11 protein-coding genes are annotated in these 13,026 nt (G+C 62.9%); 5 read left to right on the forward strand and 6 right to left on the reverse strand.

Translation table 11 applies throughout. The annotated features are described in order from the left end of the window. Positions 1 to 54: 54 nt before the first annotated feature. The 3 genes from ILFOPFJJ_RS07765 (at position 55) to ILFOPFJJ_RS07775 (ending at position 4,608) form a co-directional block, all read left to right on the forward strand. Positions 55 to 1,281 carry an aminotransferase-like domain-containing protein gene (locus ILFOPFJJ_RS07765; RefSeq protein WP_173509937.1) on the forward strand — a complete coding sequence of 409 codons (1,227 nt, stop codon included), beginning with the start codon at positions 55 to 57 and terminating at the stop codon, positions 1,279 to 1,281. Positions 1,282 to 1,522: 241 nt separating this feature from the next. Next, a complete protein-coding gene (locus ILFOPFJJ_RS07770) occupies positions 1,523 to 1,984 on the forward strand; it encodes a nuclear transport factor 2 family protein (RefSeq protein WP_173509938.1) in 462 nt (153 codons plus the stop codon). A gap of 614 nt (positions 1,985 to 2,598) precedes the next feature. After that, entirely contained in the window at positions 2,599 to 4,608 is a 2,010-nt protein-coding gene (locus tag ILFOPFJJ_RS07775) for an acyltransferase family protein (RefSeq protein ID WP_246299492.1), read from the forward strand. 212 nt (positions 4,609 to 4,820) lie between these two features. On the opposite strand, the gene ILFOPFJJ_RS07780 is transcribed toward ILFOPFJJ_RS07775, so the two are convergent. Genes ILFOPFJJ_RS07780 through ILFOPFJJ_RS07790 form a run of 3 tightly spaced genes read right to left on the reverse strand, consistent with a single transcriptional unit; the run spans position 4,821 to position 7,742 of the window. Then, positions 4,821 to 5,519: an ABC transporter ATP-binding protein gene (locus ILFOPFJJ_RS07780; protein ID WP_173509939.1), complete on the reverse strand. Its 699-nt coding sequence runs from the start codon at positions 5,517 to 5,519 to the stop codon at positions 4,821 to 4,823. Beyond that, on the reverse strand, positions 5,516 to 6,757 hold the full coding sequence (locus ILFOPFJJ_RS07785; RefSeq protein WP_173509940.1) for an ABC transporter permease: 1,242 nt from the start codon (positions 6,755 to 6,757) through the stop codon (positions 5,516 to 5,518). Before ILFOPFJJ_RS07785 ends, ILFOPFJJ_RS07780 begins: the two co-directional genes overlap by 4 nt. Positions 6,758 to 6,764: 7 nt before the next feature. Next, positions 6,765 to 7,742 (reverse strand): efflux RND transporter periplasmic adaptor subunit, encoded by a 978-nt coding sequence (locus ILFOPFJJ_RS07790; RefSeq protein ID WP_173510190.1) that lies wholly within the window; start codon positions 7,740 to 7,742, stop codon positions 6,765 to 6,767. 256 nt (positions 7,743 to 7,998) lie between these two features. On the opposite strand from ILFOPFJJ_RS07790, the gene ILFOPFJJ_RS07795 reads away from it, so the two are divergent. Then, positions 7,999 to 8,685 carry a TetR/AcrR family transcriptional regulator gene (locus ILFOPFJJ_RS07795; protein ID WP_173509941.1) on the forward strand — a complete coding sequence of 229 codons (687 nt, stop codon included), beginning with the start codon at positions 7,999 to 8,001 and terminating at the stop codon, positions 8,683 to 8,685. Positions 8,686 to 8,748: 63 nt separating this feature from the next. Here ILFOPFJJ_RS07795 and ILFOPFJJ_RS07800 read toward each other — a convergent pair whose 3' ends face one another. Both ILFOPFJJ_RS07800 and ILFOPFJJ_RS34960 read right to left on the reverse strand, forming a co-directional pair. Next, a complete protein-coding gene (locus ILFOPFJJ_RS07800) occupies positions 8,749 to 9,444 on the reverse strand; it encodes an RES family NAD+ phosphorylase (protein WP_173509942.1) in 696 nt (231 codons plus the stop codon). Further along, positions 9,441 to 9,845: an antitoxin Xre-like helix-turn-helix domain-containing protein gene (locus tag ILFOPFJJ_RS34960; RefSeq protein ID WP_173509943.1), complete on the reverse strand. Its 405-nt coding sequence runs from the start codon at positions 9,843 to 9,845 to the stop codon at positions 9,441 to 9,443. Before ILFOPFJJ_RS34960 ends, ILFOPFJJ_RS07800 begins: the two co-directional genes overlap by 4 nt. Before the next feature lie 229 nt (positions 9,846 to 10,074). Here ILFOPFJJ_RS34960 and ILFOPFJJ_RS07810 point away from each other — a divergent pair, with 229 nt between their 5' ends. Continuing rightward, positions 10,075 to 11,919: an adenylate/guanylate cyclase domain-containing protein gene (locus ILFOPFJJ_RS07810; protein WP_173509944.1), complete on the forward strand. Its 1,845-nt coding sequence runs from the start codon at positions 10,075 to 10,077 to the stop codon at positions 11,917 to 11,919. 21 nt (positions 11,920 to 11,940) lie between these two features. Here ILFOPFJJ_RS07810 and ILFOPFJJ_RS07815 read toward each other — a convergent pair whose 3' ends face one another. Beyond that, positions 11,941 to 12,990, reverse strand: a complete 1,050-nt coding sequence (locus ILFOPFJJ_RS07815) for an aldo/keto reductase (RefSeq protein ID WP_173509945.1) — start codon at positions 12,988 to 12,990, stop codon at positions 11,941 to 11,943. Between the last annotated feature and the right edge of the window lie 36 nt (positions 12,991 to 13,026).

The following is a 13,026-nucleotide window of genomic DNA, read 5'->3' on the forward strand; positions in this document are numbered from 1 at the left end:
TCGGAAAGCCGCTTCATCCGTGGTCCCGTTGCAAAGATCTCGAGGAAACTGCCCATGCTGAATTGGGACCATATCTTCGCGACGCGTTCGAGCCGGATGCGCGCCTCCGAAATCCGTGAGCTTCTGAAACTGCTCGATCGTCCCGATATCATCTCCTTTGCCGGCGGCATTCCCGATCCCGAACTCTTCCCCGATGCGGAATTCAAGGGGGCCTACGCCGAGATCTTCGACGGTCCGGCCGTCAGCGCGGCGCTGCAATATTCGGTAAGCGAGGGCTATCGCCCCTTGCGCGAATGGCTGGCCAAGCAGATGGCGGCCCTCGGCATTCCGGCGACGGTCGACAACATCTTCATCACCTCCGGCTCGCAGCAGGGGCTCGACTATCTCGGCAAGCTGTTCCTGTCGCCGAAGGATACCGCGCTCGTCACCTGGCCGACCTATCTCGGCGCGCTGCAGGCCTTCAATGCCTACGAGCCGACCTACGACCAGCTGAACCCCGGCGGCAACCGCACGCCCGAAGCCTATCGCCAGCAGGCCGCGCAGGCCGGCGGCCGGGTGAAATTCGCTTACCTCTCGGCCGACTTTGCCAACCCGACCGGCGAGACGGTTGATCGCGCCGGCCGCGAGCGCGTGCTCGACCTCGCCGAGGAACTCGACATCGCCGTCATCGAAGATGCGGCTTACCAATCGCTGCGCTACGACGGTGAGGCGATCCCGCCGATCCTGGCGCTGGAGATCGCGCGCAAGGGCGACATCAACAGCACGCGCACGATCTATTGCGGCAGCTTTTCCAAGACGCTGGCGCCGGGCCTTCGCGTCGGCTGGGTCTGCGCCTCCGAAGCGGTGATCCGTAAGCTGGTGCTGATGAAGCAGGCGGCGGATCTGCATTCCTCGACCATCAACCAGATGGCGATCTGCACCGTTGCCGAGCGCGGCTTCGACGAACAGGTGCAGAAGATCCACAGGGTCTACAAGCACCGCCGCAGTGCGATGCTTGCCGCACTCGAAAAATACATGCCGGCAGGCGTGACCTGGACCAAGCCGGAAGGCGGCATGTTCGTCTGGGTGACGCTGCCGAAGGGCACGGACGGTGCCGAGCTTCTGGCGAAATCGATCCAGACGGCGAAAGTCGCCTTCGTCCCCGGCCGCGCCTTCTTCGCCGACGGATCGGGCGAGAACACGCTGCGCCTGAGCTTCTCCTGCGCCAACGACAAGATGATCGAAGAGGGCATCCGCCGGCTCGGCGACCTGATCCGCGGCGAGGTCGCCGAGGCGGCCTGAACCGGAAGGACGAAGCGAGCACATTTGAAGAGGCCCGGCGGAAACGCCGGGTCTTTCGCTTCCATCAGAGCCGTTTGCCGATCGGCGGTAGTCGGATGCCCGCGGTCGCTCTTTGCTTGCCAGCGGTGGCGATTGGCGGCAAACTTGCAAGCCAGCCCATGCTCTCGCATGACGAGCGAAGCCGGCTGCCATCGTTTCCGATTCACGAGAGTTGTGCAGTAACCGAAAGGGGAGGACTGCCATGACCGATCGAAGCGAACTTGAAAACATCATGCAGGCGATCTACCAGGCGCGGGCCGACAACGACCTCGACGCGTTGATGGCCTATGTTCATCCTGCCTGCAGCTTCCGCATCGCCGGGAGCGATCGCCTCGGCCCGATGGCCCAGAAGATCGAAGGCGGGGACGCCGTGCGCCTCAATTTCAAGTCATTGATGGACGTTTGGGATCTGTCCAAGGTGGGAACACTCGCGCTTCATGTCGACGGCGAGACGGTTTTCGCACATCGCGCCGGCGAGGTGCGTTTCGTCCCGAGCGATGCCCGCTTCGAAACCGAGTTTGTCGACAAGGTCACCTTCAGGGACGGGCTGATGGTGGAGATCATGGAGTTCGTCGACACGCAGCAACTGGTCGAGGTGGCCACGCCGGTCGCTATCACGGTGCCGCTTGCGAGCTTCACGGTGACAGAGCAGGCGGGCGGCTGAAACAGCCACGGCGTTCCGGTCGTAACCGAATCATCGACTCGGCGACCTGATTCGTGTGGCGGTCCGCAGGCCAAAACAGATGTTTCCTGAACGTCGGGAGGGCGCCGGCCACGCGCAGGCGCCTTGAAGACGCACGTGCTCTCGTGGCGTTTGCGCCTGCGGTGTTTTACATGTTCGAAGCACGCCTCTCTCGTGGTCACCGACAATGTTCCCGCTCCGGCACCGTGCTTCCGACGCCACGCTGCGCAGGTCGCGTCGAACCGTGAGTTTCTTGGGTTTTCGGCATGCCGGCCCTTTCTTTTTGAGGGGGCGTGATATTCGTGTTGTTCAATCCCGGATTGTTCTCTGGCCGCACCATTCCGGGGGCATTCGGACGGCAATTGTCCGGTCTCTGTGAAGGGCGTGTGACCGGCCGGGCGCGGGTGATTGTACAAAGCCCACGGAAAAAATCGAGAAAAGCCCCATATTGACGCCTTATTTTCGGGCAGGATCACCGCACCATGATGTGCTGCGTTGCGGCAGTGAATGCTGCGTCGCGTCATATAACCCCTTGCCTCCAGATCTGTTCGTGCCATGAATAACTGGGGCGCCTGAGAAGGTATGCAACCAGCGGTATGAGTACACAAGCCCTGAGCACACAAGCAGCCCCAGGAAGCTTTCGCCCCGACATCGAAGGGCTGCGCGCCCTGGCGGTCTCCGGTGTCGTGGCCTTTCACTTCGGCATGACTGGTCTGCCCGGCGGCTTCGTCGGGGTCGATATCTTCTTCGTCATATCCGGTTACCTCATCACCAGGCATCTGCAGCAGGAGATCGCGAGGAGCGGCACGGTCAATCTCTGGCGCTTTTACGGCCGACGCGCCCGCCGCCTGCTTCCGGCGTCATTGTTCGTCATCCTGGCGACGCTGCTTTTCGGCTACTTTATTCTCGCGCCGTCCGAGCAGCAGTTTTATTCGAAAGGGTCGCTGTTTGCCTCGTCCTACATGATCAACCTGTGGCTCATTCGCTGGGCCGTCGATTATTTTGCGTCGGACGCGTCGAACAACCCGTTCATCCATTACTGGTCGCTCTCGGTCGAGGAGCAGTTCTATCTCGTCTGGCCCGCGCTCCTCCTGGTTCTTGCGCGGTTTCGTCCGGGCAAGCGCGGCCTGTTCCTCCTGCTCGCCGCCGTGGCCGCGGTTTCCTTTGCGCTTAGCTGGCGGGTGACTGCGATTTCGCAGCCCTGGGCGTTCTATTTTTCGCCGCTGAGAGCCTGGGAGTTCGCCGCCGGTGGCTTGGCTTCGATGGCGGTCTCGCAGCAGTGGGCAAGACGGTTTCGCTTTTCGCCCGTACTCGGCTGGCTTGGGCTCGCCTTGATCGCGGCGGCCTATCTGACCGTGACGGAGGATATTCCCTTTCCTGGCTCCATTGCCCTGGTGCCGGTCTTGGGCACGGTGATGGTGCTTCTTAGCGGCGCGCATGAAAGCCGCGCCGGACCGAGGTCCGTTCTCGCCCTTCAGCCGTTCCAGGAGATCGGAAAACTTTCCTATTCCCTCTATCTCTGGCACTGGCCGGTCATCGTCTATGCGGGAATCCTCGAGCCGGACCTGACCATCGCCGATCGGCTCCTGTGCCTGGCGCTCACGCTCGTCCTTTCGCTTTTCAGCTATCGTTTCATCGAAAATCCGGTGCGCCACAGCGGCTGGCTAGCGGCCAAGACCAGCCGATCGCTCGGTCTCGCCGCGCTTCTCACGGCGACAGGGGCGACGGTTGCCTACGGAAGTGCCACCTTGGCGAGCTTCAATCTCGATTCCGAGCAAAGGCAGGTCCTCAAAAGCGCCGAACGGAAATCGGCGGCGCGGGAATTCGATTCGGCCTGCGTGCTCGAGAGGGACGAGATTGCGCCAAGGGCCTGCGAATTCGGCGCCAAGAACCCTAAAAAGACGATCGTTCTCTTCGGCGATTCCCATGCCGACCATTGGTCGACGCCGCTCAAGCGAATTGCCGAGAGCAACGGCTGGAGGCTCGTCACCTATCTGAAGTCGTCATGTCCGGCGGCAAGTGTCACGACCTGGAACTCGGTGTTGGCGCGGGACTATAGCGAGTGCGACCAGTGGAGGAAGCTGGTGCTTGGTGAGATCGCCTCGCTGAAGCCTGACGTCGTGATCCTTTCGCAATATTCGTCGAGCTATGTCCGAAACGACATCAATCACATATCCAGCTACCAGATCGATGTCAGCGAGTGGGCCAAGGGCATCAAGCGCACGGTCGAGACATTGAAAGAGACCGGCAGCGATATCGTCATGCTCCGGGACGGCCCGCTGCACAAATCCTACCTGGACAAATGCGTTGCGCGCGCCCTGTGGCAGGACGAGAACCCCAGCGTTTGCGACACACCGCGCAACGAGGCGGTGGAGGAGACAATCCCGGCGGCGGAACGAAAGGTCGTTACCGAAGTGGGCCATGCGTCCTATGTCGATGTCGTCGACCTGTTTTGCAACAAAACCACGTGTCCCGCGGTGATCGACGGCAAACTGACCTTCCGCGATCGTCATCACATTGCCACGCCCTATGCGGAATCGCTCGCGGCCTCGCTTCAACGGGCGATCTTCGGCGAGACGATCGTCGGCGCGATCCGGAACAAGTAGGCGGCGGCGGTGAAGTGAGGCGAGTGTGGCAGCCCCATGGCCGCGCCGCGGGAGAGTCTTTTCAGCCCAAGGACTTGGGCTGGCTGGATTCCTGTGACAAGCACAGGAATGAGGATAGGACGAGAAGTCTTGCCGTACCGTAACTGATGAGGCTGAAGCTGGCTTCTGCCGTGCACTGTGACGTCTCGTGAGACGCGCGGCGCTGTAGTCGTCTAAAACCCCGGTTTGGCGCCTTCTTCCTCGCTGATCCGGCCATCCACGAGATGGATGCGCCGATGCATGCGGGCGGCCATGTCGAGGTCATGCGTGACGGCGACGACCGTCTTGCCGCGCTCGTTGACGAGCGCTTCCAGGATCGCAAACACCTGTTCCGAACTCTTGCTGTCGAGGCTGCCGGTCGGCTCATCGGCGAGGATGAGTGGCGGATCGTTGGCGAGCGCTCTCGCGACCGCGACCCGCTGGCGCTGGCCGCCGGAAAGTTGGTCGGGTCGCTTGTGGAGGTGTTCTTCCAACCCGAGCGATGAGAGCAGTGTCGTCGCCCGTTCGCGCATCTCGGCGCGGGTGAGGCGGGCGAGCTTGCGCATCGGAATCTCGACGTTTTCTCGCGCGGTGAACTCGGGCAGCAGGAAGTGGAACTGGAAAACGAAGCCGATGTTGGCGAGGCGCGTCACGGCGCGCTCCTTCTCGCTCATCGGTTCGGCATCGCGGCCGCGAATGTTAAGCGTTCCCGCGGTCGGCCGGTCGAGCAGACCCAGGAGATAGAGGAGCGACGACTTTCCCGATCCTGACGGGCCGGTCACGGCGACGAATTCCCGCTCGCCGATACTGAGCGTGACGTTTCTCACCAGCGTGACCGGTACCGCCTCGTGGAGAATACGCGTGAGGTCCGTCGTCTCGATCAGGCTCGTCATGTCGCGCCCCTGATGATGTCAACCGGGTTGAGATGGGCCGCGCGCCGGGCGGGCAGGTAGCCGGCGACCGCCGCGGAGCCGACCGCCGAGGCCGTTGCGATCAGGTAATGAAGCATGCTCCAGGCGATCGGCAGCCGTGTCATTTCCTGGCCGGTCGCGGCGATTTCGAAGTGTACGAGTGAAAGCGCATAGGTAATGGAAAACCCGAGCGCCCAGCCGAGGAGCGAACCCGCGCCGCCGATTGCCAGCCCTTCGAGCACGAAGAGGCGCCGCATGTCGGCTTCCGAGAAGCCGAGCGATTTCATGATGGCGATGTCGCGCGCCTTCTCGTGGGTGATGGTCGAGATGATGTTGAAGATGCCGAAGCCGGCGACGAGCATGATGGCGGCCACGACCGTATACATGATGATGTTGCGTACCACGAGCGCCTCCAGAATGGATTCGTTCGCTTCCTGCCAGGCAACCGCCTTGTAGCCGAGTTCCGCCTCGACGCGTCGTGCAATCGCGGGGGCGGCATTCGGAACGTCGAGCTTGATGCTGATCCGGTTGATCGCGTTCGGTCGGTTGGAAAGGATCTGTGCATTCTTCTGCAGCACATAGGCCTCGCCTTCGTCACGCGCGGTGGTTCCGGTGTGAAACAGCCCGACGATCTTGAAGTTGCGGGTAAGACCCTCCGACGATACCGCGGTGATCGTATCGCCAAGCCCGGCGCCCAGTCTCGAAGCCATCGTATCGCCGATCACGACATTGTTGCCGCCGGCGGTGAGCGCGGCGAAGCTTCCGTCGCGGAAATCCTCGACGATCGGCGAAACGCTTGCCTCCCTCTCCGGATCGATGCCGATCACCACGGCGCCGACCTCGCGGCCGGAATAGCGGATGACGCCCTCGGCGTTGAGCCTTGCGGCGAAGCGTCCCGGGACCCATTCCTCGAGCCATGATTGCGCTGCCGTCGGGTTGATGATGCCGCGGCGGTCGTCGCGCGGCCGCAAGCCAGATATGGCGGCTACTTCGAAGATGTCCTCCGCCGGCTGCCGGCGCGCCGAACGCTGCTCGTCGCTCACCTCGACATGCGGCATGGTATCGACGAGCTGGCGGACGAAATCGTCCTGGCCGCCCTGCATCAGCGCTGCCATCGCAATGGAGAAGCCGACGCCGACGGCCACGCCGACTATCGCGACGAAGGTCTGGCGGCCGCGACCGGCAATGTGCGTCCACGCGATATCGAGGATAAGGTGCATGATCGCCTCAGTTCCTGCCGCCTCCCGCAATGGTCACGCGCGTGCCTTCGGCAAGGTCGGCGGGGAAGGGGGAGATGACCTGTTCCGTTTCCTCAAGTCCCGAAAGAACCTCGACGCCGCCGGTGCCGCGTATGCCGGTCTCGATCTCCCGCAGGCGCACGTCACCGCCCTCGACCACGGCGACCCGCTTGCCGCTGATGGCGCCCGAGGGAAGGATCAACGTGTTCGGCGACTGGCGCACGACCACGTTGACATCGGTGGACATGCCGATCCGGAGCGGCGTGTCGTCGGGCAGGCGGAAACGCACGCGGTAGGTCTTCGTCACCGGATCGCCCTTCGGCGTGATGATGTCGACGACCGCCTCCAGTTCTTGCCCGGGAAAAGCGTCGGACCGCAACAGCGCCCGCTGGCCCACCTCGACGCGCGGGATGTCCTCTTCGTTCACTTCGGCCGTGACGATCAGGGGTCTCGGTTCGCCGACCCAGAATAAGACGGTGCCGAGCTCCGCGACCTCGCCGATCTCGCCGTCCTGGCGCAGCACCTGCCCGGCACTCGGCGCGCGCAACACATAGCTCGCGAGCCGTGCTTGCTGGGCGGCTATCAGCGCCTCCAATTGCGCCACTTCGGTGCGGGCCCTGTCAACCTCCTGCTCGCTGATCGTGTTGCGCGCGGAAAGAGCGAGCTTGCGGCGATACTCCTCCTGCGCCAGCGACAGCCGCGCCTGGAGTTCGCCGCGCGTGGCGCGCGCCTCCGTGTCGTCGAGGCGTGCGAGCACATGGTCCTTTTCCACGCGCTCGCCCTCGCAATTGCATTGCTCGACGATGCGCTCGCGCACAGTGGGCGTGACCTTGGCCCAGATGCGTGGTTCCACGACGCCGCTCGCATAGACGATTTCGGCCGCATCGCCACGCTTCGGCGTGACCACGGCCACGGGCGCCGGACGGGAGACGTACCAGTAAGCCGCCGCACCCGCCGCCGCGGTCATTGCAATGGCGATCGCATAACGCTTCAACCGCACGAAATCTCTCCACGGAAACCGAATGCCTTGCCTCCAGAGGCTGCGCGTTGGAGTAAACACGCAAAGGATGCGCCAGACTTTGATCTGGAGCATTCCTGAAGGCGGTATGCGCTCTAGTAATAGACCGACCGTCGGTCTATTATCAAGTCAATACTTCCACCGCAGGGTTTCGCGCGGGCTCGATACCACGTGTAGCACGTTGCGCCCCATTCCCAGGACGACCATGGCTCGAATTATAAAATCGCCGGATGTTCGAACGAATGAGCTGATCGATTGCGCGCAGCGTCTCTTCTTTGAACACGGATACGAGAATACGACGGTCAATGACGTGATCCGGAAGGCGGGCCTGTCCAAGGGCGCCTTCTACCATTACTTCGCGTCGAAGGAGGCGCTGCTGGAGGCGCTTGCCGCGCGAATGGCCCGCCAGAGCCTGGATGAGATGCGGCCGCTTCTCGATGATCCGTCGCTCGACGCCGTCGGTCGCCTGAATGCGCTTTTTGCCAACTCGCGGCGCATGAAGGTGGACATGGCCCCGCAATTGAAGAACACCTTCAATGCTCTCTTCAAGCCGGAAAACATCGTCCTCTACCACCGCATCGACGAGGCGTTGACCGCCGTCACCCTGCCGTTCATGACGGAAATCCTGAGGCGTGGCCAAGAGGAGGGAACCCTCGATGCGCCCGATCCCGAAGCGATGGCGCTGATGCTGCTTAACCTCCGACTGGGCGTCGCCAAGGTCATGCACCGCGCCCTGCAGCAGGCGGAAGCCGGCGACGTCGAGAGCGCGGCGGCCATGCTCGATAGCTGGATGCAGAGCTACGGTCTGGCCGTGGAACGGATTCTGAAGCTCCCGGAAGGATCGATCCAGGTCACGGAACCAGGCTTTGCCCGCGCGTTTCTCGCCGCTTAGATCATGATGAGTTGAGACGCGGGATGCGGGCGGAAAACCGCGCACACTTTTCCTCATCCCGCTTTAGCTTGCCATTTCGCTCAAGATCCTCGGCACCGGCGAGCCTGTCCATTCGAAGGTTATCGTGCGGCCCTGGCGGATGTTCTGGATGACGGCGGGGCGGAAGACGGCAAGGCATTCGCCTTGCGCGTGGCGGGCGGAGGGATAGATCACGCCATTGCCGCCCTTGGCGAGGATGGTGCCGGCGAGCGCCTGGCCGGCCGGATAGGCGACCGCCGGATCGGAATCGAGATAGGCCGCGCCCCTTTCGCCGCGCACGTCATGGAAGCGGCAGAGGAAGCCGGCGATCAGCTCGCGATAGTGGCCGATGTCGTTGAAATTTCCGGCGTCGCGGAGCGCCCGCGTGCGGTGAAAGATGATCTCCGCCTGGCAGGTCTCGCTCGCCAGCGCCCCGAAGGCGCAGTACCACGCGCCGCGCTCCTCGCCATTGAAGCGGTTGCCAGGCGGGCGGGCATGACAGAAGGCGGCGTTGATCAGCGACCAGCCATAGCCGAAGGATTCGTTGAGCAGTTCGGTGGGGCTGACGCCGGAGGGCAGCGCCAACGGGCTCAGCCGCGCCGAGGTCTGCGCCTCCAGCCGGTTGAGAATCTCCAGTTCGTCGTCGTTGTCGCAAAGCGGTGTGACCGCCGGTTCGTCGATATAGGCGGTGGAGATCAGCCGAACCGTCGCGGGATCGGTGAAGTCGATTTCGGGGATCATAGCCCACCGCGCAGGCCGTCGACATAGCGGCGGACGCGGAGCATCGCAGGGATGCCGCCCTCGATCATCGTGGCGACGGGCGTCTTGCCGTTGAAGACCGGGCCGGTATTGACCGATTTCGGCCACTGATAGGTGAGGGGACCGTTGAAGAACAGGCGCAGTCCCTTGAAGATCCCGACGATCAGGCTTGCGCGCGTCCGCTTGTCCTGGTCGAGCCTGCCCCGGAAGTCGCCGGCCTTCATGCGGTTCCAGGTAGCGATCGGCACGTCGAAGAGTTCGGCAGACTCCTTGTTGGTCAGCTTCCAGAACTCGCAGGCGCGCACGACCGCCTTGACGATGACGGCTTCTTCCTGTTTCGCGGTCCCGCGATCAGGGACGATTGCGGGCTGAAGGCTGGACATGATCGTCTCCTCTGATTTCCTTGTTTATATCATATGATATAATTCTTGCATTTCAAGGGGCAATCGGCCCACCCACCTCATTCCTGTGACGAGCACAGGAATGAGGTGGCGAAGGGCCGCCAAGGCGGCTCGATCGATGCTCGGAGGTGACCGCGAGAGCAAGCTAAATCTGGTGCCGTTCTGGCCGCAAACCTGATAAGTTCAGACTGCGGAACGAGGGGGTTTTGCAATGAAGCGTCGCCTCACAACGATCCTTTCGGCCGACGTGGCCGGCTACAGTCGCCTCATGGGAGCAAACGAGGCGGAAACGCTTGCGGCGCTGACGGCGCATCGCGCGGAGCTGGTGGATGCCATGTTGGCCGACCATCAGGGGCGCATCGTCAAGCTGATCGGCGACGGCATGCTGGTCGAGTTCGAAAGCGTGGTCAGTGCCGTCGATTGCGCCGCCAAGATCCAGAAGGAGATGCGTCAGCGTAATTCGGCCGTGCCCATGGACCGGCGGATCGAGTTCCGCATAGGCGTCAATATCGGCGATGTGATTGTCGAGAACGACGATATCTTCGGCGACGGCGTCAACATCGCGGCGCGGATCGAGAATTTCGCGAAACCGGGCGGCGTCGCCGTATCCGCCGCGGTGCGCGAGCATGTCGGCAACCGGCTCGATCTTGTCTTCGAGGATGCCGGCGAACAGCTCCTGAAGAACATCGAGCGGCCGGTCCGGGTCTACAATGTCGTTCTGGACGTTCCGCAGACGGCAAACGACCCATCCGGAGCGCCGGCAACGGCGCACAAGCCGTCCATCGCGGTTCTGCCGTTCAACAACATGAGCGACGATCCCGCGCAGGAGTATTTTTCCGACGGCATAACAGAAGACATAATCACGGATCTTTCGAAAATCTCCGGCCTTTCCGTCGTCGCCCGCCACACGGTCTTCGCCTACAAGGGGACACGGGTGACGGCGCAGCGGGTGGCGGCCGAGCTCGGCGTCAGCTTCTTGCTGGAGGGAAGTGTGCGCAAGGCGGGCCAGCGCGTCCGCATTACCGGGCAGTTGATCGACGGCAAGGATGGACGCCACCTCTGGGCCGAGCGTTATGACCGGGACCTCACGGACATCTTCGACATCCAGGACGAGATCACGCAGGCGATCGTCGCACAGCTGAAGATCAGGCTGCTGCCAAAGGAGAGGAAGGCGATCGAACAGCCCGCCACCGCAAGTGTCGAGGCCTATAACTATTGCCTCAAGGGGCGGGAGCTTTTCCACACGATGACGAAGGCATCCCTGCAACACGCCCGGCGGATGTTCACCTACGCGGCGGAACTCGATCCCGATTTTGCACGCGCCTACGCCGGCATAGCGGACTGCGACTCGTTTCTCTGTGGCTTCCACGGTGTGAACATCCCGCCGGAATCCCTGCTCGAGACGTGCGCCAAGGCGCTGGAACTCGATCCCGGGCTGCCGGAGGTGCACGCGTCGCATGGTTACGCGCTCTCGACGATCGGACGCTACGAGGAAGCGGCCGCCGCCTTCGAGCGCGCGCTCGCGCTCGATCCAAACTCTCACGAGGCCCATTATTTCTATGCGCGCCACTGTTTTGTCCGATGCGACTACGAGAAAGCCGTCGAGCACTACGAGCGGGCCGCCGAGATCCGTCCTGACGACTACCGCTCTCCGGTCCTGGCCGGAAACGCGCTAGACCGCCTTGGCCAGCTGGAGAAGAAGGAAAGGTTCATAAGGATCGGCCTTGAGCGCGTGGAGCGGAGCATGGTGCTGCACCCGGAAAGCTCCGATGCCGCCCAACTTGGCGCGTGCACATGCGCAGCCTTGGGCGAACGCGACCGCGCACTGGATTTAATCGCGCGGGTCAACGCCATCGATCCGGAGGACGCGCGGGCATGCTACAACAACGCCTGCGCCTACGCGCTGCTCGGAGAACACGACCTCGCGATGGAGTTGCTGGAACACTCCCTTCCGCTCGTTTCGCCGGAGCTTCACGCCTGGATCTGGAACGATTCCGATCTCGATTCGATCCGCTCGCACCCGCGCTTCCAGGAGCTTCTGAAAGCGACGCAGTAGGAGCGCCTCACAACACGTCCGTCAAACATGCGGCCCGAGCAGCGACAGGTCGGCCTCGCCGAGGCGATCCTTGGCGGTCCAGAGCTGGTGCCAATAGGGATAGATGAGCGGCGGCAGGCTGACGGCGTCGAGGAGCTCGCGTTCCTCGTCGGTAAGCTTGAGGCTGGCGGCGGCGAGGTTGTCGCGGAACTGTTCCTCCTTGCGTCCGCCGATGATGACGGAGGTCACGCCCTTTCGGCCGATCGCCCAAGCGAGCGCCACTTGCGCGGGCGAGATGCCGCGCTCGCCGGCGATTGCCACCAGCATGTCGACGATCTTCCACAGCCGGTCCTCGTCGCGGATCGGCGGCTCGTTCCAGCCGGCGAGCTGGCGCGTGCCTTCGGGCGTCTGGTCGCGCCGGTGCTTGCCGGACAGGAGGCCACCGGCGAGAGGGCTCCATACGAGCACGCCGAGGCCCTGATCGATCGCGATCGGGATCAGCTCGTATTCGGCCTCGCGGGCCTCGAGCGTGTAGTGGATCTGCTGGCTGACGAAGCGGTGGCGATGCTCGCTCGCGCTGATGCCGAGCGCCTTCATGATGTGCCAGCCGGAATAGTTGGAGCAGCCGATGTAGCGCACCTTGCCTTGGTTGACGAGCGTGTCCAGCGCGGCAATCGTCTCTTCGAGCGGCGTCTGGCCGTCCCATTGATGCACCTGATAGAGATCGATGACGTCCGTCTTCAGTCGCTTGAGGCTCGCCTCGCATTCGCTGATCAGGTGATGGCGCGAGAGGCCGCCGTCGTTCGGGCCTGGACCCATGGAAAAGCGCGCCTTCGTGGCAATAAGCACGCCGTTCTTTCGCTTGCCGCCGAGGACATCGCCGATGATCTCTTCCGACGCGCCGGCGGAATAGACATTGGCGGTATCGATCAGGTTGACGCCGGCATCGAGGCAGAGATCGACGTAGCGGCGCGCTTCGTCGATCCCGACATTGCCGACCTGGGCGAACTTGCCGCCGCCGCCGATGGTCATCGTGCCCATGGTGATCGTCGAGATTTTCAGGCCCGAGCGGCCGAGCAGACGGTATTCCATTTCTTGATCCTTCCGTGGTTTTCAAACTGGGTAGCG

Origin of the sequence: Sinorhizobium psoraleae, assembly GCF_013283645.1 — a bacterium.
Taxonomy (GTDB): domain Bacteria; phylum Pseudomonadota; class Alphaproteobacteria; order Rhizobiales; family Rhizobiaceae; genus Sinorhizobium; species Sinorhizobium psoraleae.

Bases quoted from the DNA above. Each gene is read 5' to 3' on its own strand.
- ILFOPFJJ_RS07770 (WP_173509938.1), top strand. From the start codon at position 1,523: ATGACCGATCGAAGCGAACTTGAAAACATCATGCAGGCGATCTACCAG.
- ILFOPFJJ_RS07795 (WP_173509941.1), top strand. From the start codon at position 7,999: ATGGCTCGAATTATAAAATCGCCGGATGTTCGAACGAATGAGCTGATC.
- ILFOPFJJ_RS34960 (WP_173509943.1), bottom strand. From the start codon at position 9,845: ATGTCCAGCCTTCAGCCCGCAATCGTCCCTGATCGCGGGACCGCGAAA.
- ILFOPFJJ_RS07785 (WP_173509940.1), bottom strand. From the start codon at position 6,757: ATGCACCTTATCCTCGATATCGCGTGGACGCACATTGCCGGTCGCGGC.
- ILFOPFJJ_RS07765 (WP_173509937.1), top strand. From the start codon at position 55: ATGCTGAATTGGGACCATATCTTCGCGACGCGTTCGAGCCGGATGCGC.
- ILFOPFJJ_RS07775 (WP_246299492.1), top strand. From the start codon at position 2,599: ATGAGTACACAAGCCCTGAGCACACAAGCAGCCCCAGGAAGCTTTCGC.
- ILFOPFJJ_RS07800 (WP_173509942.1), bottom strand. From the start codon at position 9,444: ATGATCCCCGAAATCGACTTCACCGATCCCGCGACGGTTCGGCTGATC.
- ILFOPFJJ_RS07780 (WP_173509939.1), bottom strand. From the start codon at position 5,519: ATGACGAGCCTGATCGAGACGACGGACCTCACGCGTATTCTCCACGAG.
- ILFOPFJJ_RS07810 (WP_173509944.1), top strand. From the start codon at position 10,075: ATGAAGCGTCGCCTCACAACGATCCTTTCGGCCGACGTGGCCGGCTAC.
- ILFOPFJJ_RS07790 (WP_173510190.1), bottom strand. From the start codon at position 7,742: ATGACCGCGGCGGCGGGTGCGGCGGCTTACTGGTACGTCTCCCGTCCG.
- ILFOPFJJ_RS07815 (WP_173509945.1), bottom strand. From the start codon at position 12,990: ATGGAATACCGTCTGCTCGGCCGCTCGGGCCTGAAAATCTCGACGATC.